The sequence below is a fragment of the Bradyrhizobium sp. USDA 3311 genome (assembly GCF_054062495.1).
Window position 1 is genome coordinate 9,280,573 of sequence record NZ_JBSSFI010000001.1, and the last position, 25,109, is coordinate 9,305,681.

Genomic DNA, 25,109 nt, shown 5'->3' on the forward strand with positions numbered 1-25,109 from the left:
CTCGCTACGCTCCAACGGTCGACTCCCGCTCAACCGCTTGGGAGGTTCTTCATGGTCGACTCATGCTTGGGTCACGGTGGCCAGCTCGCAAGTGGCTCGTTCATAATGCGATTGCAGCGCCCGGAGCCCCCTCCAAAACGAGCTGCCCGTTGACCAATTTCCCAGTGAGTTGGCGAGCGAGATCATCAAGCGCATCATTGGCGGCGACGACCGCCGAAGAGTCGGCTGCGGTCGGCACACTTTTAGACACCGCCGGCCCAAGGTGACCAACGAGCCAATCGAGCGCTCCGACCCGGGCACCTTCCTGCCTCAATGGTGGAAATAGCCCCTCCCAGTGCGTCACGACCATGCCGCGCAAGATGCTGAGGCCAATGGCAAGACCCTCATATCCCTCGACCCGAAACAAAGCATAGGCTGCCCAACAGGCAACCAGAATGTCTTTTGATTGCTTCGTCAGAATATTGAGCGACAGCGTGCTGACCTTCCGCCAATCGGCTGCAGTTGGTCCATCGGAATCCATCCGCCGGACCTCCGCCTCGATCCATCTGAATTCGACGGCCTCACGAATATGGTTGCCGGCCGGTACAGGACCCGGAAAAGGCGCAGCGCCGCAACGCGAGCGCGCAGCGATGTTGTCCCGAACCAGTATCCAATAATCGATCATGCGGACAATACCACCCGCGCGTTGCCAGACATTGCATCTCTGGAACGGTCGACCCCGTACTCGTTGCGGACATTGCACTTAGATCCAATGCTCTTGTAAGCCACCACTGCCGCTCCTTGCACACGGGTTGCTGCTTGCACGCCTCCATCAAGGCTTGTGCCAATCGCTCAGCTTGATTTTTGAACGCTATTTGTCCAATCGGACGGGTCGTGAAAGCGACAGCATGTTGCATAGCCGACATCAGAGCATTTGGCTCGGTTCAATCATTAGCCCGCTGGCGTCTCCGGTTCAGACACGCATCCATCTCCTCGTTCGTACCCGAGCGCTCGAGCAATCGAGGATCGCGGAATGCTGGTACACCGAGCCGGTGCGCGCGCGGGCAGACGTCCTAAGCGCAGGAGCTTACTTCCGCCAAAAACGATTGATGATCCGGTGATGGTCTGGCCTTAGCCGGAGTTCCTGCGCATCTGCAGCGGGGGGTCCGACAGCTTGAGATCGCGTCAACTACCAACCTGCGCAATTGATCTAGATGACAGACACATGTCACGTTCCATGACGATCGTCGGCCGGCCAAGCGCACGAGGACTCAGCATGCAAGACCAGTCACTATCTGTCCTCACCAACGGCTTCACTCAATCCGGTGCTTCCTCGCTTGTCGACATGCTACGCGCTCAGGTCTGCTGTAGCCGCGAACTCTCGTTTCTCATGGAAGCACATGACGGTCTGTCGGCCGCGATCGCCAAGCGCGCAGGTTTCAAGGGCCTCTGGGCATCGGGCCTATCGATAGCCTCCTCTCTGGGCTACCGCGACGCCAATGAAGCGTCCTGGACTCAACTGGTCGACGTCGTCGAGCGGATCGTGGATTCGAGCCAGCTGCCGGTTCTGGTCGATGGGGACGGTGGTTTCGGCAACTTTAACAACGCTCGCCTGCTGGCGCGCAAACTTCGTCAGCGTGGCGCTGCCGGGATCGCGCTGGAGGACAGCTGCTTTCCGAAGATGAACTCGTTCGTTGGTGATCTGCATCCCCTCGCGGACATCGATGAATTCTCTAGCCGCTTGCGCGCCGTGAAGGATACAGTCGCGGGAGACTTCGTCCTTGTGGCCCGCACAGAAGCGCTGATCGGCGGCCAGGGAATGGACGAAGCAATTTCTCGCGCTCACGCTTACGCCGACGCTGGAGCCGATGCGATCCTCATTCACTCGCGAAGGAGCGCTGCCGACGAGATCCTTGCATTTGTGCGCGCCTGGCAGAACAGGTTGCCGGTGGTGATTGTTCCAACGAAGTACTATCGAACACCGGTCTCTGCCTATCGCAAGGCCCACATTTCCACGGTGATCTGGGCCAACCACTCCATGCGGGCCGCAATAGCCGCTATGCGGCAGGCCTGCGGTCGCATCTTCGCTGAGGAGACCACTGGCAGCATTGAGCCCAATATTGCGACGCTCGATGAGCTCTTCGAATTGCTTAAGTACAATGAACTCGCCAATGCGGAAGCGCGATATCTGCATTCTGACGATACCCGGCAATAGCCTCATTCGCGCATTTGCATACAAGCTGCCGAAGGACCCTCGCCATGCAACCATCTGCTGCGCTACAGCATTTCGCTTCACCTTACGCCGAGGTACTTGTCAACAGTCCTGTTATTCATCATGGCGCGCAAGTTCTTACCAGGCTGACCTATGCACCTGCGGTGCCCCGTCCCGATCCCCTCACCCGTCGCAACAACCTGCTGAGATCTATGAGCGCACTGAGCCGGCCAACACAGACGACATTTCGTCCTTATTGAAATGGGACCTCTCCCTTGCAAGCTTTCCCTAGACCTCGGGCCGCAGCCGCAACTGCCTGCAACATCTTGGACCGACGAAGAGCGCTCATGGGGGCGTGGGCCAACGCCATTGATGTCTTTGGCTCGATCGGCCTGACATAGCGCGTCGAATTCTCGACGTTTGGGACGAAGACGAGATATCCCTCGACGACAAAGCGACTGAAATGGCTATCAATGCACCAAAGAATGCCGTCATCCTCGCCGCCGGCCTCGGTTCTCGCTTGCATCCGCTAACGGATCTGCGACCGAAGCCTTTGGTCGAAGTCAACGGTACGACTATCCTCCATAATGCTTTGCGAAATCTAGACACGGCCGGCGTGGAACAGGTGGCGATCGTCGTTGGCTACCGCAAGGACGCTATTGAATACGCATGCGGTCACCGCTTCGGCGCACTTCAGATCAAGTATCTCCACTCCCCCGCCTTTGACAGTACCGGAAGTGCCTATTCGCTGGCTTGCGCGCGACATACTGCTATCTGGCGACTGCTATATTCTCGAAGGAGACGTCTTTTTCGAGCAGGATGTTCTGCGCTATTTGATGAAGAGCGACGCTCCTGATGCAGCTGCCGTAGCTCCGTTCAACGAATTGATGGAAGGATCAGCCGTTGTACTGTCGGATAGTGGCTTGATTTCGGAATTCCGGATGAAACAAACTGCAGGAAACCTCGCCGCTGACGGCCCTCCCCTCTACAAGACGATAAATTTGCTGCGGTTTGCGGCTTCGACCCTCAGGAGCACGATCGTTCCCGCGCTGGACGAAATCATCGGCTCCGGCGCCATGGGGGCCTATACTGAAGAACTGCTCGCTTATCTGATTGATCGACGCGGCCTGAAGCTTGCGGCAGTGCGGTGCGATGGTCTGAGATGGTATGAGATCGACACTCCCGCCGATTGGCGGATCGCCGAGAGCATCTTTGCGGCCCGACCAGTATTGCCGCCACCATCGACGTAACAAAAATTGCTAAGATCGGTTACGTGGAGATCCCCGATCTGGCCGCGTGTTGGCGAGCTTAATGGGCTCCTGAAGCCGGGGCCACGTCATTCTAGGACGACCTTGAAGGAGGGATACGACCGTCGGAAAGCGGCAAGCACCCGGTCGCGCGCCCGGTCCATCTCGCGAGTTGCTGCGTCCGTAAGCGTGAAGGTTGGGCAAGTGGGATTGCCGCAACCGCAAGGCCTAATTTGTCCGGAGGACAGCAGCGCTTTGAATCGGCGGCGAAGCTGATCCAGTTCACGGGCCGTCAGCTCCAGAGCGTTGCGGATGCCCACATCGCGGATGTGGTGAAGCGAGGGAAGTCGGTGTATTTCGACGATGGCTTGCTGGAAAGTAGATTGGTCTCTTGCTGGAATGGCGTCCGAAACGCTGCCCGGTCGAACTCGCGGGCGAACAAGCGAGGGCTTGCTCGTCATCGATGTCCTGAAACTTATCGACGAAATTGCGCAGCTCGCCTTCGCTGGCGGGAAACGGAATGCCCTCGACTAGGCGGCGCGGGAGAAATTCGGCTCGAAGCCGGAGATGCTCCTCGAATTCCGCGCCGGACCAGATCGCTACTTTAGGGACACCCAGTTTCGCGGCCGCCGCGCGAACCTCATCGCGACGCCGGGCAGACACTGCCGCGGCAAACGAACTTGAAGGCGTCAGGTTTGCCGGTTACTGCGTTCACCGCCGCGGCCATATCCTTCTCCGCCTTCGCGTGGGTCAGGCTGCCGCGATTGACGCATTGAATGACAGTGCGCTCGTCCGGTTGGTCGTCGAACGGACGTGTGCCGATGATGTCACGCCCTTGGTCACTGCCCGTCAGTCCAGCCATCGCAAAGGTGGTAGGCGAACACGAGGCGTTCGAACTCGGTGCCGCTGAAATCCTCGAAGTGAATCGGCCCGACCGTCCGAGCTATCGTCACCTGCCTACCTCCTGACTTCCAGAGCTACGGAGCGGGTTGATGATCTGAATGTCCTCGAAGTCCTCTTCATTATCGGTCACGACGACGCACTGGTTGGCTTCGGCTACAGCGGCAATGATTGTGTCTAGCGCGCTTCGCGAACGGCCTTTGGCTTTGCCGTTGGCCATCAGCCGCGCCCACACGAGGCCAGCTTTCTCGTCGAACGACAGGACGCGGCCAGCGAACAGCGCTTGAGGACCTTCGGGGCCCGCGAACCAAGTTTCAAGGCTATTGCGCTTCTTGCCCTTTGGTTTCTCTAAGATGCCTCGGCGGATTTCGGCGACGGTAAGCGAAGCAATGAAGAGGTCGTCGTCCTTCTGAGCACCCATCCAAGCCAGAAGCGAGTCCGACGGCTCCGGCTTTACGATGTTGCTGATGATATTGGTATCAAGGAGGTAGCGCGTCACAGATCGACTTTACGCCCCTCTTCTCGCGGGCGGCTGAGGCCGAGGTCTGCGCCGACCATAGGTGAGCGACGCAGCGCGGCGAGAATCCCCCCCGCTTTTGGAGGCTCACCCGCCACTGCCTGCCGTATGGTCCGGCGAAGCTGCCCGGCTTCCGGACCGTCCTCCGTCAATTTCCGGGCAAGGGATCGAAGCAGATCGCGGTCGGCATCGAGCGCCTGGATCTCGAACCGCGCGATGCCACGCTTAGTCAGGCGGGAACGATAATTCTCGAGGGCTCTCTTCTGCGCACTGTTGCTCATCGCGTCCCTCCGTGCTATATCCAGATATATAACCGTACTTTCTTTGGAGTGCAAGGCTGGTGGAATTGTTATCGGTCTCGCCAAATGAAGATGGCCCCTCAAAGGCATGGGTGCCGCGGGGGGTGCCACCATGACAAGACGCCCCTTCCAAGGGGGCGATCACAAAAATATTATGGCTACGACGACGGTCGCCCCGCGTCCCGCCGCTGCGCTGCCACCCGCCAGAATCCGCTCCAATTCGTTTGCCTTGCCGACGCGCTGTTGCTGGGCATCATGGTCGCGAAGCGGGGGATTCCGCGCTAGGACAAGGACGCGATCGTGGCGCGACCGAGACGTACAACAGCCGAACGGCTTCTTGTGGTCGCCGACGCGACCCGCGAACCGGTTACGCTTGCGTCATCAAAACCCGATCCACGCCTCGTCAATCTGGTCCGACTGCGGGCGCGACAGGCCGCGCGGAACTTCGTTCGAGCCAAAACTGATAGCCGGACGCGGGACCACCTTCCGGAGTAAGGAGGTCGCCTCGTGAAGGTCGCGCTCTACGCCCGCCACTCATCAGACAATCAGCGAGACGCTTCAATCGAGGATCAGTTGCGGCTGTGCCGCCTGCACGCCGAGAAGCAAGGCTGGACGGTCGTCGATAGCTATACCGTGAGCGTCACGAGAGGATCACTGGCGCCTGGGCTTGACTTGCGCGGAATGCTCTGGATAGCGCGGTCTGGATGATTGACGCTGCCGGCGCGCGGTGATGGGGTGATCCCGGTTCGGAGCGGGCAACGGGGATCAGAATGACCAGCGAATCGCAGCTGCGCGAGAAGCTTCGGAAGATCGAGGCGTTGTTCGCGGGTGCCGGAACTGCCGGTGAGCGCCTTGCGGCGGAAGCTGCGCTACAGCGGGTGCGTGCCCGGGTCGCGGAGCTCGCTCGCCACGATCCGCCGATCGAGCAGCAATTCTCACTTCCTGACCAATGGTCGCGGCACCTGTTTTTGGCGCTTTGCCGCCGGTACGGGCTGCGGCCGTTTCGTTATCACCGCCAACGACGCAACACGGTGGTGATCCGTGCGTCCCGAGGCTTCGTCGACAAAGTTCTGTTGCCGGAGTTCACCGAGCTGGAGAGGGCGTTGCAAGTTTATCTGCACGAGATGACGCTGCGCGTGATCCGCGAGGAGATCTATGACGACACCAGCGATGCGCAGGAAGTTCCAGAGTCCTTGCCGTCGAACTGATCAGGCGGCGAGCTTTGCCAGCGAACTGTCGCGCTCGGCCTTCCAATTCCACGGCAACAGCATGTGCAGCTGATTGATCTTTGTACGTCCGGAGACGATGCGCTCGAGAACATCGGTCAGATAGTGTCGCGGGTCGATGTCTTGCAGCTTTGCCGTGTTGATGAGCGAGGCGAGAATGGCCCATGTCTCGGCCCCGCCTTCACTGCCGGCGAACAAGTAGTTCTTCTTTCCCAGGCCTATCGGCTTGATGCTGCGCTCGACCGTATTGCTGTCTATTTCAATGCGTCCGTCATCGATGAAGCGCGTCAGGCCGTCCCAATGGTTGAGGGTGTAGCGGATGGCTTTGCCCAGACCGGACTTCTTCGAGACTTCCAGCAGTCGCGCCTCGAGCCAAGGTTTGAAGTCCTCGATCAGCGGCCTGGTGTCGGTTTGCCGCACCGCAGCCCGATGCGCCGCCGGCAGACCGCGGATGCGATCCTCAATGGCGTAGAACATCGCGATCCGTTGCAGCGCTTCCGCGGCAATCGGCGACTTCGTCGCGACGTGAACGTCCCAGAACTTCCGCCGCGCATGCGCGAAGCAGAACGCCAGCAGCACCAGACGGCCGCCGTTCTTGATCAGGCCCTTGTAGGCGGCATAGCCGTCGACCTGCAGGATGCCGTGGTAATCCCCGAACAGCTGCTTGGCGCGGATCGCCTTGCGATCCTCGGCAAACATGTAGACCACCGCCGGCGGCGCGGGGCCGCCCCACGGACGGTCATCGGTGGCGATCGCCCAGAACTGGCAGACTTTGGTTCTGCCACGGCCGGGATCGAGAACCGGCAGTGGCGTCTCGTCGGCAAACAGCCGCGGGTAGGACATCACTGTGTCGCGCAACAGCGTGTGAAGCGGCTTCAGCCACCAGGCGGCGCGGCCCATCCATGAGGCCAGCGTCTGCCGGTCAAGCGTGATGCCTTGCGCGGCGAACATCTGTTCCTGCCGATACAGCGGCAGCTGGTAGCCGTATTTCATCACCGCGATGTGGGCCAGCAAGGCTTCCGTCACCATCCCGCCGTCGATCGCCTGGGCCGGCGCCGGTGCCTGCAGCACACCCTGGCGGCATCCCCGGCAGCCGTAGCGCGGACGCACAATGCGCTTGACCTGGTACTGCATCGGAATGACGTCGAAGGCTTCCTTGACGGTCTCCCCGATCTTGTGCAGCCGCTCGCCGCAGCAGGGGCAGATGTGGCTCTCGATATCGATCACGACGTCGATGCGCGGCAAATGCTCCGGAAGCCTCCCCCGGTTGCGTCGCGCCGGTCGCTTGCTACGGCCTTCCGCTCCATCAGGCAGCCTGCCTCCGGTCCCGTCGTCGTTGGCGGCGGCACCTGCCGCCTGCGCCGTGATGGTGAAGAGAGACAGCTGTCCGGGATCCAGTGTCTCGGAGCGGGGACCAAAGATCGTGCGCTTGTACTGGGACAGGATCATCAGGAGCTTGTCGTTCTCCTGGACTGCAGCATCGCGTTGGGCGATCGCCACATCACGCTCGGCCGCCAGCGTGCTGCATTCCGCCGACACCACGGCAAGCCGTGACGACAGTGCCGTCACGGCTTGCTGGAGCAATGCTCGATCGGAAGGCAAATCAATCATGCAGCGCGTTCTACTACAGCTCTGCATGAATGACGAACTACTCTTGATGATGATCAACCAGCTCGTGTTGGTTGATCCACAACCCGCATCGGCACACGCTTCCAGTCCGAGCCGTCGAGCAGCACCGAGAGCTGAGCATGAGATAGCGGCATGACGCCTTCCTTGATCGGAGGCCAGCTGAACTGCCCTTCGATTCTCTTGTAGTAGAGAACAAGGCCACTTCCGTCCCAGGTCAGGATCTTCACGCGATCTCGGCGCTTGGATCGAAACACCCACAGCCCGCCGTCGAACGGATCGGCTCCAAACGCCTCGCTTACCAGCATCGCCAGCGAGTCCATGCCGCGACGGAAATCGACCGGCTGCGTCGCGATCCAGATCGATAACCCAGCGCGGGGCCCGATCATCGGCCGACCGTCCCGACTGCCGCAAGCACCTCGCAGAGTGCTCGCCGGTCGACCGTTCCCATGACACGGATGCGAACTGCGCCGACCTCGATCTCAATCGCTCCCTGCTCCTCGCATAGCGGCAATTTGCCTCCACAGTCGGTGATTGCGACCGGCACAAAGCCTGATGGCATGCCTCCATGCTCCTCGAGCTTCGCCCGCGTTGTCTGACGACGCCAAAGAAACAACAGGCTCGGGCTGATGTCGTGTCGCCGCGCCACCCCGGAAGCGCTTGCACCCGGCGCAAAACTCTCCGCGACAATCGCCGCTTTCGCATCGGTCGACCAGCGCCGTCGTCGGCCGGTCCCCGTGATGATCTCGACGCGCCGCAGCGTGTCGGAGCCGTCCTCAAGGATAGGCGTATGCCTATCCTTATCGCCATCCTTACAACTCGCTCTTGACATGGTGACCGGTGACCTCGTGACAAACCTCTCCACGAGATCTTCCTAGCCGACTAGATCAACCCTCAGTGCGTGGTCGCCAGATGACGCTCACGCTATACCGATCGCGCAATCTCTGGCGCGTCGCTGTTGCGTCCCGGCATTCAGGAACTGATCAGCGTGCGATGCGCGGCAAATTCGTCGTCGTGCTCGCAGAGGCGATGGATCGTCTGAGCCGCGATCGGGAGGATATCGCTGGACTGTTCAAGCGTATGGCTTTCGGCAGTGTGCGTATCGTTACGCTGTCGGAGGGTGACGTGACGCATCTGCACGTCGGTCTCCGGGGCACGATGAACGCCCTCTTCCTGAAGGATCTCGCCGACAAGACGCGCCGCGGGCTGCGCGGCCGCGTCTCGGATGGCAAGTCCGGTGGTGGGCTCTGCTTTGGGTATGAATTGGGCCGAGCGCATTGCGACCTCGGAGAGATAGGGCCTCGACTCACTTTCACCATCGAGCCCGAAGATGAAAACGCCTCGCAGCCGATCCGCGTCAAAGTCGAGATAGCCACACGAGAGCGCATTGCTTATGACGGAGCAAAGTCGTTTCCGTTCGAGATTAAGAATCCCTGGTTCAATGACAAGGCGGACATTGCATCATTCAGCCGGGAGGAAATCCTTGCAACGAAGCTCCGCGCGCTTCTCCAACGCGACAAGGGCCGGGACCTCGTCGACCTTGCGAAAGCTGTTGCGTTGTTCGACGGATTGGACGCAGCACGCATCGTGGAGCTGTTTGGCAAATATCTAGGTGCTTCCAGCCAAGCCATTTCTCGCGCCGAGGCCGAGGAACGCATGTGGGCGAAGCTGGAAGATCCATCGTTTTTGGCAGATGTGCGCCCGCTACTTGCCGCGGATGACGCCGAGGATTTTGATGCCGAAGCCGAGCGGGCCGCGTTCGTTACTGTCTTTAGCGAGTTCGTAAAACGTATCCCCGGTCACGCCTGGGCGGAGACGCCCGCCATGGCGAAGAAGTTCGAAACACCTGAGCTGGCCAGCACCTGACCCAATGACTCGCCCCAGTGCATCAATCGCCTTTGCTGCTCCGGCCACTGCACGGCGGCGATCAAGGTGAGACTCCGGCGACAATCAGGGGTTCTTCCGCATATTTGGTGCAAGGTGCGGGATTCACGGACGGTGCGAATAAGGGCATAAGGTTGGAATCGCAGTCGACGCTCGTGATTCGCCTTGCTCCATGCCTTCCGCTCGCTGACTTCTCCCGAGCTTTCGATTGTCCAGATCCTTCCCCAGACGGACAGGGTGGTGCTCGTGGCTCGGCCGAAGTCAGCGGTCTCGCTCTGTCCCTGTTGCGGCTGCCAGACGGGTCGCGTCCACAGCCATTACGTGCGACGCTTAGCCGATCTGCCATGGCAAGGTCGAGTGGTCGAAATCCGGCTTCAGGCGCGACGCTTTCGATGCGCGAATCCGCAATGCTCGCGTCAGATATTCACCGAGCGGCTACCGGCAACGGTGCGGCCGAAAGCAAGACGCACAACCCGTCTCGGCGAGAGCCAACTGGCGATCGGCTTTGCGGTCGGCGGAGAGCCCGGCTCGCGCCTGTCGCGCAAACTGGCCATGCCGGTCAGCGGCGACACCTTGCTCCGAATGGTTCACTCGGCTCCCTTGCCGGATTTCGTGGCCCCGACCGTCGTCGGCATCGACGATTGGGCTTGGCGTCGTGGCCAGCGATATGGAACGATCATCTGCGATCTGGAGCGCAATTGCGTGCTTGACCTGCTTCCCGATCGTAATGCCGACAGTGTTGCGCGCTGGCTGAAGCGCTGGCCGGGCATCAAGGTCGTAGCCCGCGACCGTGCGGGCCTTTATGCTGATGGCGCACGCTGCGGCGCGCCCGACGCGGTGCAGGTGGCGGACCGCTGGCACCTGCTCAACAGTCTGGGTGAGGCCCTGCGCCACGCTGTCGGCCGCCATCGTCACAACGTAGCCGCCGCCGTGCAAATCATGGCGTCCGTGCAACGACCGAAGACTGGCAGTTCCACGCTCCCGCCCGGCCTTGCACAATTGCGGGCGGATCAAAAGGCTGCACGACGCGAACGCTGGGATGAAATCTGTCGCCTACGCGAGCAAGGTTGCCCGACATCTGGGATCGCCCAACTGCTCGGCGTCGACAGGCGCACGGTTCAGCGCTGGCTGGCCGCTGGCGGCGAACCAGAGCATTCGCGTCCTCACAGACCTTCACATCTTCTCGCGCCCTTCTCGGCATGGCTCGAAGCGCGGTGGGCCTCCGGCTGCCAGGGGGGCCAGCAGCTTTGGCGCGAGCTTCAGCAACAGGGTTATACTGGAAGTCGGGTGACCGTCGCGCGATGGGCCGCTGACAGGCGTGCCCATGCAGGCTCCGGAGGAGCAGCACAACCGCACCCAACCTGGAAAGCTCCCTCGCGTCGTCGCTGTGCTTGGTATTTGAGTCGGGATCTGGATCAGATCGATGCTGACGCCAGGCTGTTCCTCGGTCACTTGTTTGCGCGAGCTCCGGAACTCGCCACGACAGCAGAGCTAGCGAAGCGGTTTGTGTCTCTTCTCAGAGGCAGCGACATCGCCGAGCTCGATAAATGGATCGCACAAGCAGCCACCAGCGAGCTCAAGAGCTTCGCCAACGGCATCGCGCGCGACATCGACGCGGTCCGAGCGGCAATAACAACCCCCTGGACAACCAGTCCGGTCGAAGGCCAGATCAGCAGGATCAAAGCCATCAAACGACAAATGTATGGCCGGGCAAGCTATCCGCTATTGCGTCGACGCGTCCTTCTGGCTGCCTGAGAACGACCGCCCAACCTATCCAACCCCAGCTGCTGCACCAAATATGCGGAAGAACCCCTGATTGTCGCGCTATATGAGAGCTTTGTGCTGGCGATGTTCAACGTAAAAGGCCATCTTCGCCCCCGCAGCGCCGTACGAACGCTTGTCCGTGATCGTCATGCGGCACCGTGCCGGCGGATTTCAAGAGCTTCTTCATGAGCCGCTGAGCACCGCGCGAGTCTCTTCGGCGCTGGATCAAGACGTCGGGAACGAAGCCATTCTGGTCAACAGCGCGCCAGAGCCAATGTTGTTCGCCCGGGATCGAGATAACGATCTCGTCCAGATGCCATTTGTCACGGCGAGCGGCAGCGCGCTGGCGAATCCGATCGGAGAACGCCACGCCGAATTTGGGTCCCCACGGGCGCCCAGTTTCATAGTTCACGCGTGCTTGGCACGAGCCAGCCTTTTCGACTTGGCGCGACATCTCCATGACAAGCGCTATCGCCGACTCTCGAACCTTTGAGAATCGCCTCCTTCAGTTCAGCGGTCAGTTAAATTGACGATGCCGTGGCTCGACATTCGGTATGGCACAGCGATTGCTCCAATGAAAACAAAAGCGCTCCGGAAGCTGAGCACGGCGAGCCGGTGTCGGACTATGGATCTTTTCTGAGCCGTTACGCAACATAGCCATCAGCGGGCGGAACCCAAGTCCAGCCGGTTGATATCAGGAGTCTGTTGATCGGCCACGTCTTCTTTTTGTCGTGCCACGTAACTCTGACAGGTAGACAGAGATTTTGGAACCCACATTATGCCCGCGGAGTCGGATATTAAATGTGCGAATGCAAACATTCGAACAAGCACCGTCTGGACAATTGTGCTCGGCTTTGCCGCCGATCCATTGATGCGGTGGAGTTGGCCTGACGCAAGCCAATATCTTCGGAGCATGCCTCGGTTCGTTGACGCCTCTGGTGGACCAGCATTCGAGCACGGCACAGCATACGTCACGGGAGGAATCCGCGCCGCAGCCCTGTGGCTGCCGCCTGGCGTGCAGCAAGACGAGTCCGCGTTAGACGAACTAATGGCGCAGTCCCTGAACCCAGAGATCACCGGAGATATGGCGCTCCTGCGGCAGGAAATGGCTGAACATCATCCGCCCGAGCCGCATTGGTACCTGCCTCTCATCGCGGCCGATCCGAACTGGGTCCGGCAAGGACTTGGTACATTGCTGATGAAATACGCTCTTCAACGATGCGATCAGCAGGGCATTACCGCCTATCTGGAAAGCTCGAATCCCGAGCACATTCCCTTTTACAAAAACCACGGCTTCGAGGTCATTGGCAAAATACAACATGGTTCTTCGCCGCCGCTCACGCCAATGTTGCGAGCAGCCAAATAAAGCGAAATTCAAAGCCTGTGTTCGCATTGGCTCACGAGGGCCGCTTTTCAGCACTGCTTACGTGTTGTCTGCGGCGGCGCTGATTTCGCTAGCAAGCAGTGGGGCGACTTGGGCTCGCGGCGATGCTCCATGATGTCGGGAAAGCTACCATTCCGCTGACGCTGTTCGACAAGCCTGATCGCCTAAATGAGAAAGACAGCAGGCTGATCGAGACACATCTGGTCAACGGCTTGGGAGCGCTCAGGATGATCTTGAGGCAGCCCCACAGAGCAATGAAAAATATCCCTGCGGGACTCTTGAGAAGTCTCATTGTTCTAGGCCGCGCTCTGCGAGCAGCCGGTGCATGACCTCGCCTTTGATCTCGCCTGCGATTTGGTTTCGAACTTGGGCTCCGAGCACCCGCTCGGCATCGACGTCGCCTACCAGAACATGTTCGGCCAGTCGCCGATCCAGACGGCTTTGAAACTCTTCGCCCATGGCTTCGACGAGCCGGTCCTGCATCGCTGCATGTTCGTCCGGTGCGATGCGCCTCAGCACCGTCTCCCAAGGTTGCCAGCGGGTTGCCATATAGTCGGTGAATTGGGTCGCTTCCCGCGCCCGGACCAGGTCCAGCGCCTCCGTCGCATCATCCTCGCTTACACGAGAGACCGCCAGGTATTGCATGTTAGGGGCGAGGTGACTCAGCTCGAGCGGCTCGCGCAGCCGATGTTGATAGGCCAGGTAGACTTCGATCTCGTCTAGGTCCGGGTAGACGCTGAGGAGCGAGTTGACCCTGTCGCGCGCGATCTCGTCAAGCGCCTCCAAGCGGAACGCAACACGGCCGCGCTGGATCAGTTCGCCAAGACGATCGTCATAGACGCCGTCCTCGACGTCAGCGTTGAGGCGCGCGGTCTGCATACCGTTCCAGTGCAAGGTAACTCGATCCTCGCAGCTCAGGTTGGCCTCGGAAGCCTGTGCAAAAAACTGCTTGCGCAATCTCGGATTGGCCGCCGCCTGCCGCAGATCATCAGCCACTCTCTGCCGAAACTCGTCATTGCCGTAATTCACGGTTCCTCGTAGCCTCTCCAGGAACTGCGCGTAGTCCTGGGCGCCTGGCTCATCCGCAAAGTGCTGCCATTCGGCCAGCGTCGCCGGGTCGTCTGCGAGCCAGTGCGCGGCAGCCTCATATAGAGATTGCTGCGCAAGCTGCGGTGGCGCTTCAGCCGCCGCCAGATTAGCGAGGACGTCGTCCGGCAGCGGGTTATCCCCGAACTCGAGGTTCTCCAAATGCGGGTAGCTGAAACTAAGATTCGGTACCAGACCCTCAAGAAGATCCTCAGGCAGGCTGGTCAGCCGGTTACCGCTGAGATTGAGCGATTGGAGCGTGCTCGGAAGGGGGGCAGGGAGGTTGGCCAATTGATTGCTGCTGACATCGAGTTCAATGAGCCCCGATGGGAGGGAGTTGGGGAGATCGGTCAGCTGATTGCCACTCACCGCGAGCGAGGTGAGCCTGCTCGGGAGCGCGTCCGGCAGGCTAGTTAGTCGGTTGTCGCTTGCGTTCAGGATCTCGAGCCCAGCCGGAAGGTTGGCCGGCAGACTGATCAAGCCGTTATCGGCCACCTCCAGCCGAGAGAGGGTCGCCGGAAGAGCTTCCGGCAAACTGGTCAACCGGTTATGGCTAATGAGAAGATGCTGAAGACCGGGTGGGAAGCTAGCGGGCAGGCTGCTTAGCTCGTTGTGCCTGGCGCGCAGTTCCAGCAATCTTGGCGGCAGGGCGGCGGGCAAAGCGGTCAGGGAGAGGGAGGACAAATCCAGCGAGTGCGAGCCCGTGTTGTCTGCCCCCCTAATTCGTGTGCGCCCCTGTCGCCGATTCTCGGCTTCGCCCTGCCCCTCTTCGGTAACCCAGTTGTCCAGGATCTGCGCGCGCGCGGAGGCCGGGGTCCGATATCCTGTCATGGCTTCGACCAAATCCGCCACGGCTCGGCTGAAGCCGCTGAGGTAACTTTCCTGCTCCCCCGCCTCAGAAGCGGCCGAGGAAGAACCTGCACTCCACTGTGCCTGTCCTGTGTTCATCAATTTCTCCATCGTCAGAACAAGAATACCCCCGCTTCTCCAGGTCGCGAAGCAGGCGGGTTGTCATGATCATTCGAGAGCCAGCGCACGTGCGCTGCGGCTCCCGCCCGACTCGAGCCGGCACAGGGTCACACGCGGCAAACTGATCGATACTGCTGCGAGGCTTCCTGCCATTTCGTTGACCAGATAAGTCCCGGAGGACTGTCAACGTGGCAGCGTTCTGCCCTTAGCAGGCCTACCTGTCGATCAGCTGACGAGTGTCGCTGCAGCGCGTGGGGAGACTCGTCATCCAGACAACACGATAGTTGAAGGTGAACGCGGGCAGGATGAACTTCTCGCCGATGCAGGTCGTCGTGATGAGATAATCCGAGGCGCATGGGGAGGTGGCGCGTTCCGATGATAGTCAATTGGGTACCTGCCGGAATCTAGGCTCTGACCAACGTTTGATCAGTTGACGAGTGTCGCTGCAGCCCCAGGTCGCTCGGTTGCCAGAGGTGATCGAAGCAAGCCGGTTTGAGGTTGAACCGGTCAAGCTTCGCAAAGACCAGCTTGGCACGGATTGCCTTGGCATAGGACACCGCCAGCGCTTTGGCGTTCGGAGCGCCTGCCACTTTTCGTTGCCACGTACTCGGCCGAAGGCTCCACTGGCCGCGGTTGAGATGAGGCGCCAGCCGCGCTGGGCTCTATGCCTAAGGCGCTCCTGCCTTGGTTATCCGCGGTAACGTGGAGGCGGAAGAAAAATCGCCCTCAGCCATCATCGAGTCAGTGCTCCGACAGATATGCCGGCTTCGATGCCATCGTTGCCCCTTTTCCGGCGATAGCTCTTGTCAGCTTATCGAAAGCTAAGTGTCTTAGGCCTACAACGTATCGTCGTGGACTGAGCCTGCTCAGTCTCGTAAGGAGGTTCAATGGATCGTTTTCAGGCAGAACAGATTCAGCGCGGCGATGTGATCCCTTCCGGGTCCTCCGAACAAGAGGACCCGGGAAGCGGGGCTACGGCGCAGTGGGACGGAGTCGTAACAAGCTATGCAGCAAACTCGGCGGATTCAGCCCATGCGGAGGGAGACGAGAACGAGGTGCTTGAGCATTGGGCTGCAGAACCGGAGGTGGGTCCGCTCGAGGATCGTGAAGAGGCGGTAAGGCGACTGAATGCTCGGGGTGAGGCCACAAGAGTGGATCTCGAGTCGCTGTCTCTTACTAGCCTGCCTAGACTTCCGACAGGTATCGTCGTGCTCGATGTGCCCTTCAATCGGCTTACCACTCTGCCCGATAGCCTTCCTGCTTCGCTCCAGCGACTCGACGTTAGGGGCAATCAGCTGACCGGCCTGCCCGCGCTTCCGACCGAGCTCAGAGGCCTCGCCGCGAGTTCCAACCGGCTGAGAAGCTTGCCTGGGGCCCTACCAGCTGCGCTCCAGTTTCTCGACCTCAGCCACAATCAGTTGCCGAATCTGCCCGAGGTCCTCCCTGCTTCGCTGCGGTTTCTCCACGCCGGCCACAATCAGTTGACGAGTCTGCCGGAGGTCCTTCCTGCCACGCTCCAGTTTCTCGACCTCAGCGAAAACCGATTGACGGGACTGCCGGCGACCCTCCCTGCTTCGCTCCAGTTTCTCGATGTCAGCGAAAACCAGTTGACCAGTCTGCCCGAGGACCTGCTGACGCAGCTGGGCGCTGGTACCAGCATAGTTCTGACTGAAAATCCGCTGCCCGAGCAGGTGCTGACGAACCTGGATACAGTCTTAAGCGCCGAGGGCTATGTCGGTCCGGCCGTCCACCTTTCGCGCGAGGACGAAAGTGAACTGTCCGGGACAGACGATGGACAGGCCGATGCTCTCACTGAAACGGTCGCAGACTGGCTCAGGGGCAATCCAAAGGAGGGCGATCGAGAGGTGCTGGCCGCTTGGCAAAGCAGTGCAGAAGAGCCGGGCGCCCGGGAGTACGCGCTTTTTCTCGGCAAGCTGTTCGACTCCGTCAACTCTAGCAATGAAGAATTCCGGCAGTCGGTGGCCAATGATCTGCGACAGGCGGCAAAAAACCCGCAATTGCGTGCGCAGTACTTTCAACTGGCCCTGGACGCCAACCACGGCTGTGAGGATCGCAGAACTTTGACTTGGAACGGCATGCAAACCGCACGCCTTATCGCAGACGTCGAGAACGGCGTCTATGACAACAAGGCACGGCTTCCCGATCTCGTCGATCTGGGGCGCGTCATGTTCCGCCTGGACGCGCTGGAGGGGATTGCGCGGGAGAAGGCTCTCTCGCTGGGCTCGCTCTACAACACCGAAGACATCGACGCCATTGAGGTCTTTCTTGCTTATCAGGCCAAGCTGCGCGAGCGGCTGGGCCTGCAGCACATCGCGCCGGACATGCGCTTCTTTGAGGTCTCCCACGTCACCGACGCTGACGTCGACATTGCGGAAGTATCCGTGCGGAACAAGGAGGCGGCGGAATTCGCCGACTATTTGGCGACGGACTGGCAACCTTGGGACGATGTGGTGCGCCGCATTGCACCTGAAGACCATGCTACGATGCAGGACCAACTCATCGATGCAATGGGTGAGGAGTTCGACAGGCGGCTGACGCAAGAGCTCGCCAACAAGGGCCTAAGCGGCGCTGAATCCGACCTCGTTGACGATGCCAAGCGTGAGTTAGGACCCGGGATCCGCAAGGAAATCGCCCGCGAGATCAAGGGCGCTCTAAGAGACAAGGTGTTCAATGATCACGGCCTCAACCTGTGAAGCCGCCTTTGCTGCAGGAGGCTGTTAATTCCCGCTGCGTTTCCCTCTCGTGCGCCGGTTGGTGGCCGAGAACCTTCGCGTGATGCGCAGCGAGTGCGCGGAGCGCCGATCTAGAAACCGGCATGGCTCGACTCATGCAGCGGGTGTTTTCCCCAAGCGACGATGGCCAATCTGGCGATCATGGGGATCTCGTCGGCTGCTATCGAGGGCCGCATGGATGCGGGCGAATTGACGGAAGAGCCGATACATGCGTTTGTACGGCTTCAGAGTCGGCATGGAAGAACGTCAGATTCCACCGTACTTGCACGCGCGTATTGGCTAATTGAGGATACGGCTGCTTGCTGAGCTACGAGGAGCCTGACTATCACCGGCCGGACAACGATAGCCCTGAAGCATCAGCCCACTTCGTTCTTCGGAGATCTGCGCAGGGCGCCGAAACAAGCAAATCAGCCGTTCTCGACCGATGACGACGGCGCTGACGTGACAGTCCGTGGAGCTTTCCGATGCCGATGCGCCAAAGCGGACAAGATGAACTGCGAGCTGGAGCAATGTGGGGACAGCCCACCAATGAGATCGTCGCACCGGACGGCCCGTGGCTGTCAGTTTAGAAAGCTAACGAACGGCAGGAATTCGCAGCGAGCAATCGAGACCGTAACGAGCTCATCTGAACATGCAGCAAGAGCCGGCGCTGCCACGCCGCACCCCCGCGGCTGTTGGGTTGCTGCACAAGACTTCCATCACAATCAGGCTCTCCTTCGGTCATTCCTCCGAGGATCGCCGTCGAAGCCCTTCACCGTGAACGTTGCTCTGTCTTCCATCCAGATGGTTTGTTGGCAGCCAATCTGTGGCGCCCCCGAAGAACACTCTCAGCGACCATCTCGCAGCTTCGCCATGTGTCAGTTGATGGGAGTGAGGCTCGCGGCCTGAGGGGTTAGCCCCGGCGCCGAAGGATCTATATTCGGCATAATAGCTCGTGCTCAACTTGTTGGTCTCGCCCGGAACCCATTCGCGCCAGCCTTCCGCAATCACCTGCGCATCTACCTTTGTCGACAGGAAGACCACTGTGGCGTAGGGACGCCAGGGGCGGCCAAGCGCGATATAGCGCGCGGCAGGGTCGGCACTTAGCCTGCAATGATCAAAAACATAGCCACTGTCCTCATCCGGCGCTGCCTTGCCCTGAGCGGTATAGATGACCGCTTGATTGGCGATACCGTGCAACTCACATTTACGGAACCAGGCCTTGGCGTTGCCAAATATGAAATCGACATGCCCTTCGATGTAGCAGTTCGAGAAGTATTGTCGTGACATTCGGCCGTTCGGCCCCTTGCCGGCAAACAGCGTATCCTGGGCGCCGAGCAGGCGGACGCGCGCAACGACGTCCCTGTCTCCGGTAATGGACAGCGCTACCGCCTGCGCGGGTGGATTGGCCGGATTGAGGGCGTAGTCGTTCTGGATGGTCAGATTCTCGAGCCGGAAGTCGTCGCCAGCGGCATCCAGCGTGGCCGAACGGGCGGTTCCTCCTGCATTAATCGCGCCGTCGCCATACACAATGACCGTATCCTCGGGCTTCCTGCCAGTCCCTTCGATATGAATACCGGATTTGGAGATTTTGACCTTCTCGCGATAGATGCCCGGCGCAATCCGGACATTTCCGCCTTCCGCCGGCAATGCGTCGATGGCTTGCTGCACGGAGTGATAGTCTGCATTTCCGGCATGCGACACCAATAGGGGCTGAGCGTACGCTGCCGGGATGCAGTAACAGCCTGCCAGAAGCGCAGCAGACGGCACGAAAATTCGCATGTGATTTTACACTTCGTTTCTCAGCGGGATAGCCGCCGCGCATCGACACGAGATTTTCATCGCCAAACCAGAACCTGCGTCACCTTGGCATTTCCGGCCCTGCAAAACCGTCGTCCAATTGCAACCAACTCGGGACGTGAGGCCGACCTTCGTCAACACCAGTAATCTTGGCCCCAGATGCGGAACTCACCACCTAGTTCGGCGCCGGGTGTAGTGCTTACCGATTGCCGTCGCGGAATGCCCTGGAACATACCTCCGATCCGCGCAGCAGCGGTTGTGAAGCTCGTCCGGGCAGCGGGGGCCACACGTCAGAGCGATTTGCGGTGACGTTCGCATGTTCAAGTTGCCAAGTCGCGGAATTGGCAAATCGGACATCTTCGAGTGTCACGTCCAGGGCATGCCGCCCGTCTACGCCGCGCATCAGCAGCACACCAGTGTCGCCATGCACATGACGCAGAACGATTTGCCGATAGACCGGAATCCTCGTGCCTTGAGCGCGCGGATCATATTTTGTATCGAAAGCCAGCGGCCACCGGTTGCCCCTCAGGCACACGTACTCATAAGTCACGCTCTCGACCAGACCGCCTCGACTAACATCGCTCTTGATGCGCAGGCCCGACGTCGTACCATCCAGCGTCAGATTACGCACCAATATGTCTCTGGCCCCGGAATTCACCTCGCTGCCGATCGACATGCCATGCCCCCAACCGAAATAATTATCAATGATCGAGATATGGCTGCTTGAGCCATTGTCGCCGGCCTTGATTGCGACGTTGTCGTCACCCGTACGGATCAAGCTGTGGGTGATGGTCACATCCTGACTGGCGCCAAGATCGATGCCATCGGTGTTGCGGGCATCCGCCGGCGAATCGATCGTGAGGCCCCAAAACGTGGCACCTTCAACCCGGTTCATCGCGACATGAAAATTGGCAGCGTTGCGCAAGGTGACACCAGAGAACGTGATGTCCTGCGCATGATCGACCTGGATCAAGCGTGGGGCGTTCTGATTGCCGCCCTGGGCTTGGGCGCGGCGGGCTAGTTGCCACCAGGTTTCGGCGCCGCCGCCGATCATTGTGCCGCCCTGACCATCGATGATGCCCTCTCCGTAGATGCCGCCGCCGCGCGTTTTAGAAAAGCTGATGAATGGCCGGCAACCGTCGCCCATTTCCGCAATGCGACCACATTGTCCGAGGCCCTTGTCGTAAGCAGCAGGCTCGGGGATGGCGATCAGTGTCGCACCGCGTCCGACCCATAAGGTCACGCCCGATTTCATCTCGAGTGGGCCCGACCGGAACTCGCCACGCCCTAAATACACGGCGGCCCCGGAGGGGCATTGGTCGATAGCATCTTGCAACATGGTCGTATCTTGCTTGCCAGACGGCACGGGGCGGTCGCACACCGTATAAGGTGCAACAGGTTCGGTGATAATCCGGCGGTCTTGCGCTTTCGCGGCGGGGAAGACAACCATGGAGGTGAGTAGGGACAAAAGGGCCCAGTTGCAAAAACGCTTTGGCATTGATCTCCTCGTGCTTTGTCACGCGGATCCTTGCCGCGTCCCTTTTCCGGTATTGAGCGCTGGCTTTATCGAGCCGCCGCGCGCGTCACTGGCGCGCGCAAGATGACATTTACACGAAGCAGCAGACGCCTGGACCTTGCGATCGCGCAGTAGCACCTTGCCTGGTGCGCGAAAAAGACGAAGTGTTCTGCGATAGTCCGAAAATCCAACAGCTTCGAAACGACTGCCTGCTCACACTGATTGAGCTCCCAACCGGTCCCCGATTTCGGCTTTTTTGCATCTACAATTGCGCGTGAATCCACGCCAGCCTCTCGTCCAGGATCAGTGGGTCAGTGAGTATTTGAGAAAGCTTTCGAGAAGCTGACGAGGCTCCGGCCGGCACCGGATCGCATTCGCACCGGATACCCTCTTCCTGGCGTCTCACGAATTTAGATGACTGCCGTTACCCGCCCTGTTCCGGACCTCGTCATCATCTATGCGATGCCGGATGTGGCATGGTCGGCGTCCGCGGTCAGCACCGCCCGGCACGTCTCGTGCTTTGCCCTACGGCCGTAGCAGACCATCGTGGTCATTGAACGCGCCCGCTCGCGCAGCGCCCGTTGGACGGACGCCATGCGTGAGCGCGCCAAGTACGAGGATGGTTCAGTGGACACCACCCGACTACTGCGCACTTTTGGCTACGGTGCTCCAGATCCAGAGACGCTGTTTTATAGTGCACAGAACAATCTGACCTTGGTGGCTGAGGACACAATCCAGCCTTTCTTCCTCGACGAGGAAGACAACTCGATCAAGAGCAGTGATATTAATTATCACCACTTGCCTTGGCCCCGAGAGGCGTTCGAAGCACTCCCGCTCGACACCCCCATAGAGATGCGTGTTACGCTGTCCTATTTCGCTGAGCCCAGCCCAGGCGAGCGCGGTTGGGACCGGAAATACGGCTATCCATCACACGGGCTCCGTTTCAAGGTCATCAGACCGACTGAAACCCTTGAACAGTTTAAGCTACGGATCAACACCTACGACCGTGAGGAGGACAACGACGAGGGCCACGCGGGTGAGACCGGCTATTGGGAGTTAGGCACCGGCAAGCCAACCAACGGCTCCATTCATTAACACCTGGCGAGCAGCATCGAGCACGCCCGAGCACGTGCGCGGCGGCAGCTTTCAACGGTCCCATGATCGACTCGAAAACGCCACGGCAGCATCCTGGTCAACAAGATTATCGACGCTTCGCGATTTGGGCGGTCGTGCGTTACGTATTGAATTGTTTGCCGCAGAGTTGCGCTGGCGCTCATCGATCGACGATGAGACCGCTCGACGCTCAAGCCTCCGCTCCAGATCCGCCAATCCTGCCTTACATTCGGCGACAACCGATTGGGCACGAAGCAGCTTGACCTTGAGCTCGTCCTGTTGCCTGAGTATTTTCTCAAGATCCCAATCGTTCTGCATCAGCTCATTGACCATCTGCAAGCACCGATGCAAGGCCGGCACTTAGCTTCAAAGAACTCAAGCTCCGCATGTCGCAGATGTCCCGCCCTGAGCCATGGGCTAAAAGCGACGCAAACGATCGTCCTGAGGACGCCTTTACGCTGGCGCTCTTATTGAGGACTACCATTCGTTGCGAGCCCTTACAAGACAATCGGGTTCTGCCCGGCAAACCGGAGTGCGATCCGAAGATGGCAGAGTTCGCGACGCAGGCGCACGGTTTGGAAAGCGCATCAGGAGACCTCTGCCATCGATCAAGCGGGCAAGTTTCATCTGAATACATCGACCGGATGCTGAATGAGCATCATAGTCACAAGTGGTTTCATCACATCTTCAAGCAACCGGCATGCCAATGCCGGTTGAGCGTTTTTATGAAGAAAGGATGTCGGTTTTCCTGCAGCACGTAGTTGCACGCGGTGCTGTTGTCGCGCTTGAAACAAACGACGTCTTCGAGACAGCCAAAGCCGCAACCACGAGGGCCATAGCAGCGCCCATTATGGCAGCGGTCAATATAGAGAGAAGATTTTGCGGACGTCCGCCAGAATGCTCTCACCATTTTTGAGCGGTGCGCTGTTGTGTGAGAACATGCTATCGCAGGCCATAGCGCCGATGATGCGAGCGCGACCGCAGCGATAAGATCGTGTCAGCGAGGGCAAAGGATAGCTGAAGCGCGCAATCCGGGGCTGCGTGTTCATGAGGAAGACAGCAGAAAAAACGCCCGCATCGCGGCCTCGTCGGTTGGCGAAATGGGTAGCTGGCCGTCAACTCACCAACGAACTCGCCGCAACTGCAACACTCGCCACCCCGATCGCGCTCACGCAGGTCGGACAGATCGCGACGATCGCGACGGATCTGGCGGATCGGCCATATCGAGGCAGTGGCGGCAGCCGCGCTTGCCGACATGATCTTGTCGGTCGGAGTGACCTTCGCAGCCGGTGTGATCTCGGCGGTGGGTCCGCTCGCGGCCCAAGCATGTGGTGCGGCGGAGCGCTCGGTGCGCATGGGGCTATGGGCTGCAATCCTTCTGTGGGCGCCGATCATGGTTTTGCCGCTGCAGGGCCAGCAAATTGTGCTTGCGCTCGGCCACGAGCCAGCCATCGCGTGACTAGCTCAACAATATCTGTTCGGGCTGGCCTGGGGCATCTTGCCGGCATTGTGGTTCCTGGCGATCCGCAGTTTCATGTCGGCGGTCAACTGCCCAACGCCAGCCTTGTGGATCACGCTCGCCGCCATCCCGACCAACGCACCGCTGGCCTACCTGTTGATCACCGGCCAATTCGGCTTGCCGCAACTTGACTTGTTCGGAGCCGGCCTTGCGACCAGCCTTGTGAACAGTGCGACTTTCCTTGCCGGGATTTGGTTCGTCACACGGTGTCGCCCGTTCCGCGACTACCAGGTGCTCCGATATCTGTGGCAGTTCGATTGGCCATTGATGCGGCAGCTCATCGTGATCGGGACGCCGGTTTCCGTTGCCATTTTCATGGAATCGGGCCTTTTTTCTGCGACGGCGCTTCTGATGGGTGTGATCAGCACCACAGCCGTTGCCGCCCATCAGATTGCCTTCCAGGTCGCAACTGCCCTTTTCATGATTCCGTTCTGCATCGACATGGCGGTGAGTGTACGCGTCGGACACGCACTCGGCCGCAACGATCTATCCGGCATCAGGCGAGCAGGTGCTGCCGCCAGGCTGCTCGGAATCCTGATCGCGGCGATTGCTACGATTGCGGTGGTCGGCACTCGGTTTGAAATCGCCGAGCTGTTCGTCGGCCAATCGGCCAGCACACGCCACGATCAAGGTGATTGCAACTCTCATCCTTGTTGGCCCGAGCTTCTTCATGACTGAAGCCGTCCAAAGCATCGCGGCTGGCGGCCCTCGTGGCTTAAGGACACACGCTTGTCGCTCCTCTTTGCTGGCATCGCTTACTGGCTGGTTGGGCTTTCGCTCAGTTACGTGCTCGGCCTGAAGACTGGCCTCGGCGCAGTTGGCATCTGGATTGGTCTATCGATCGGCAAGGGCGTCCACGCGGCCCTCCTTGTACTGCGCTTGCAGCTTTTGGCGGACAGACCTCCGGTTGCAAGCACGAGCGATGCTTCAGCCTGAGCTGTGGGCCATCGATCGCGCCTTCGCGCTAAGCACGTCGAGGCGACGGCCGAGTCTCGCTCCAACGAACTTAAGTTTACTCCTCGGAGACTGATGCTTGAAGGCCGAGCGCGATCGACCAATCGCTTGATCTTGCGACAAGTTGACAATTGCCTTTCCTGCGCTACCGCGCTGCCCGACATGGCCCGGTACAGCGGCGTTGTGACCCCGGCGAAGGCCGAGGTCGGCATCACCACCGAGGAAGACATCAAGTGTCGATCTGCCAGGCGATCATCGCCGCGCGTTTATGGAGACGGCACCAACATTAGTGGTCTTGTTTCGGTGATTGTCGACAAACCATTGACCGACTGGGGCTTTTGAATCGACGGACTAACACATGGTTACAAGAGATTCCCATTCT

Annotated in this window: 20 protein-coding genes and 5 pseudogenes; 13 read left to right on the forward strand and 12 right to left on the reverse strand. The window is 59.8% G+C overall.

Features of this window, described 5'->3' with window-relative positions:
- Window positions 1-100: 100 nt before the first annotated feature.
- A complete protein-coding gene (locus ACVWW6_RS44130; protein ID WP_456682985.1) occupies window positions 101-664 on the reverse strand; it encodes a type VI secretion system ImpA family N-terminal domain-containing protein in 564 nt (187 codons plus the stop codon).
- Window positions 665-1,324: 660 nt separating this feature from the next.
- Here ACVWW6_RS44130 and aepX point away from each other — a divergent pair.
- Window positions 1,325-2,194: a phosphoenolpyruvate mutase gene (gene aepX, locus ACVWW6_RS44135; protein ID WP_161536977.1), complete on the forward strand. Its 870-nt coding sequence runs from the start codon at window positions 1,325-1,327 to the stop codon at window positions 2,192-2,194.
- Window positions 2,195-2,654: 460 nt separating this feature from the next.
- A pseudogene (locus tag ACVWW6_RS44140) lies at window positions 2,655-3,441 on the forward strand (phosphocholine cytidylyltransferase family protein).
- Between the two features lie 637 nt (window positions 3,442-4,078).
- Here ACVWW6_RS44140 and ACVWW6_RS44145 read toward each other — a convergent pair.
- The 3 genes from ACVWW6_RS44145 to ACVWW6_RS44155 form a co-directional block, all read right to left on the reverse strand.
- Window positions 4,079-4,300: a hypothetical protein gene (locus tag ACVWW6_RS44145; RefSeq protein ID WP_246740518.1), complete on the reverse strand. Its 222-nt coding sequence runs from the start codon at window positions 4,298-4,300 to the stop codon at window positions 4,079-4,081.
- Window positions 4,301-4,387: 87 nt separating this feature from the next.
- Window positions 4,388-4,837, reverse strand: coding sequence for a type II toxin-antitoxin system VapC family toxin (locus ACVWW6_RS44150; RefSeq protein WP_161533414.1), 450 nt, complete (start codon window positions 4,835-4,837; stop codon window positions 4,388-4,390).
- A complete protein-coding gene (locus tag ACVWW6_RS44155) occupies window positions 4,834-5,136 on the reverse strand; it encodes a hypothetical protein (protein WP_028343822.1) in 303 nt (100 codons plus the stop codon). The genes ACVWW6_RS44150 and ACVWW6_RS44155 overlap by 4 nt, the downstream gene beginning before the upstream one ends.
- Before the next feature lie 525 nt (window positions 5,137-5,661).
- Here ACVWW6_RS44155 and ACVWW6_RS44160 point away from each other — a divergent pair.
- Both ACVWW6_RS44160 and ACVWW6_RS44165 read left to right on the forward strand, forming a co-directional pair.
- Entirely contained in the window at window positions 5,662-5,862 is a 201-nt protein-coding gene (locus tag ACVWW6_RS44160) for a recombinase family protein (RefSeq protein WP_456682986.1), read from the forward strand.
- 62 nt (window positions 5,863-5,924) lie between these two features.
- Complete coding sequence (locus tag ACVWW6_RS44165) at window positions 5,925-6,362, forward strand: hypothetical protein (protein ID WP_060908463.1); 438 nt, start codon at window positions 5,925-5,927, stop codon at window positions 6,360-6,362.
- On the opposite strand, the gene tnpC is transcribed toward ACVWW6_RS44165, so the two are convergent.
- From tnpC to tnpA, 3 genes are all read right to left on the reverse strand, one after another.
- Window positions 6,363-7,949 carry an IS66 family transposase gene (tnpC, locus tag ACVWW6_RS44170; RefSeq protein WP_371740533.1) on the reverse strand — a complete coding sequence of 529 codons (1,587 nt, stop codon included), beginning with the start codon at window positions 7,947-7,949 and terminating at the stop codon, window positions 6,363-6,365.
- Window positions 7,950-8,044: 95 nt separating this feature from the next.
- A complete protein-coding gene (tnpB, locus tag ACVWW6_RS44175; RefSeq protein WP_038379303.1) occupies window positions 8,045-8,395 on the reverse strand; it encodes an IS66 family insertion sequence element accessory protein TnpB in 351 nt (116 codons plus the stop codon).
- Window positions 8,392-8,838 (reverse strand): IS66-like element accessory protein TnpA, encoded by a 447-nt coding sequence (tnpA, locus tag ACVWW6_RS44180; RefSeq protein ID WP_060908461.1) that lies wholly within the window; start codon window positions 8,836-8,838, stop codon window positions 8,392-8,394. Before tnpA ends, tnpB begins: the two co-directional genes overlap by 4 nt.
- A gap of 93 nt (window positions 8,839-8,931) precedes the next feature.
- Here tnpA and ACVWW6_RS44185 point away from each other — a divergent pair.
- The 3 genes and pseudogenes from ACVWW6_RS44185 to ACVWW6_RS44195 form a co-directional block, all read left to right on the forward strand.
- Window positions 8,932-9,272 (forward strand): annotated as a pseudogene (locus ACVWW6_RS44185) (recombinase family protein); the annotation flags it as partial.
- Window positions 9,270-9,872, forward strand: a complete 603-nt coding sequence (locus tag ACVWW6_RS44190; RefSeq protein WP_456683247.1) for a nucleotidyl transferase AbiEii/AbiGii toxin family protein — start codon at window positions 9,270-9,272, stop codon at window positions 9,870-9,872. The pseudogene ACVWW6_RS44185 and the gene ACVWW6_RS44190, both read left to right, overlap by 3 nt.
- A gap of 264 nt (window positions 9,873-10,136) precedes the next feature.
- Window positions 10,137-11,645, forward strand: a complete 1,509-nt coding sequence (locus tag ACVWW6_RS44195) for an ISL3 family transposase (protein ID WP_456683248.1) — start codon at window positions 10,137-10,139, stop codon at window positions 11,643-11,645.
- A gap of 75 nt (window positions 11,646-11,720) precedes the next feature.
- Here ACVWW6_RS44195 and ACVWW6_RS44200 read toward each other — a convergent pair.
- Window positions 11,721-12,066, reverse strand: a pseudogene (locus ACVWW6_RS44200) (DDE-type integrase/transposase/recombinase); the annotation flags it as partial.
- Here ACVWW6_RS44200 and ACVWW6_RS44205 point away from each other — a divergent pair.
- Together ACVWW6_RS44205 and ACVWW6_RS44210 are read left to right on the forward strand one after the other, a co-directional pair.
- Window positions 12,062-12,179: pseudogene (locus ACVWW6_RS44205) on the forward strand (IS6 family transposase); the annotation flags it as partial. The pseudogenes ACVWW6_RS44200 and ACVWW6_RS44205 overlap by 5 nt on opposite strands.
- Before the next feature lie 253 nt (window positions 12,180-12,432).
- Window positions 12,433-13,020, forward strand: coding sequence for a GNAT family N-acetyltransferase (locus ACVWW6_RS44210; protein WP_456682987.1), 588 nt, complete (start codon window positions 12,433-12,435; stop codon window positions 13,018-13,020).
- 306 nt (window positions 13,021-13,326) lie between these two features.
- Here ACVWW6_RS44210 and nopM read toward each other — a convergent pair whose 3' ends face one another.
- Entirely contained in the window at window positions 13,327-15,072 is a 1,746-nt protein-coding gene (nopM, locus tag ACVWW6_RS44215) for a T3SS effector NEL-type E3 ubiquitin ligase NopM (RefSeq protein WP_456682988.1), read from the reverse strand.
- 908 nt (window positions 15,073-15,980) lie between these two features.
- On the opposite strand from nopM, the gene ACVWW6_RS44220 reads away from it, so the two are divergent.
- A complete protein-coding gene (locus ACVWW6_RS44220; RefSeq protein ID WP_456682989.1) occupies window positions 15,981-17,807 on the forward strand; it encodes an NEL-type E3 ubiquitin ligase domain-containing protein in 1,827 nt (608 codons plus the stop codon).
- 759 nt (window positions 17,808-18,566) lie between these two features.
- Here ACVWW6_RS44220 and ACVWW6_RS44225 read toward each other — a convergent pair.
- Both ACVWW6_RS44225 and ACVWW6_RS44230 read right to left on the reverse strand, forming a co-directional pair.
- On the reverse strand, window positions 18,567-19,607 hold the full coding sequence (locus ACVWW6_RS44225; RefSeq protein WP_161533411.1) for a pectinesterase family protein: 1,041 nt from the start codon (window positions 19,605-19,607) through the stop codon (window positions 18,567-18,569).
- A gap of 217 nt (window positions 19,608-19,824) precedes the next feature.
- A complete protein-coding gene (locus ACVWW6_RS44230; RefSeq protein ID WP_456682990.1) occupies window positions 19,825-21,123 on the reverse strand; it encodes a glycoside hydrolase family 28 protein in 1,299 nt (432 codons plus the stop codon).
- A gap of 564 nt (window positions 21,124-21,687) precedes the next feature.
- Here ACVWW6_RS44230 and ACVWW6_RS44235 point away from each other — a divergent pair.
- Window positions 21,688-22,236 (forward strand): hypothetical protein, encoded by a 549-nt coding sequence (locus tag ACVWW6_RS44235; RefSeq protein WP_456682991.1) that lies wholly within the window; start codon window positions 21,688-21,690, stop codon window positions 22,234-22,236.
- Between the two features lie 51 nt (window positions 22,237-22,287).
- On the opposite strand, the gene ACVWW6_RS44240 is transcribed toward ACVWW6_RS44235, so the two are convergent.
- Complete coding sequence (locus tag ACVWW6_RS44240) at window positions 22,288-22,587, reverse strand: hypothetical protein (protein WP_246740516.1); 300 nt, start codon at window positions 22,585-22,587, stop codon at window positions 22,288-22,290.
- A gap of 714 nt (window positions 22,588-23,301) precedes the next feature.
- Here ACVWW6_RS44240 and ACVWW6_RS44245 point away from each other — a divergent pair.
- Window positions 23,302-24,709 (forward strand): annotated as a pseudogene (locus ACVWW6_RS44245) (MATE family efflux transporter).
- A gap of 93 nt (window positions 24,710-24,802) precedes the next feature.
- Window positions 24,803-25,069: a hypothetical protein gene (locus ACVWW6_RS44250; protein WP_161533406.1), complete on the forward strand. Its 267-nt coding sequence runs from the start codon at window positions 24,803-24,805 to the stop codon at window positions 25,067-25,069.
- Window positions 25,070-25,109: the final 40 nt, after the last annotated feature.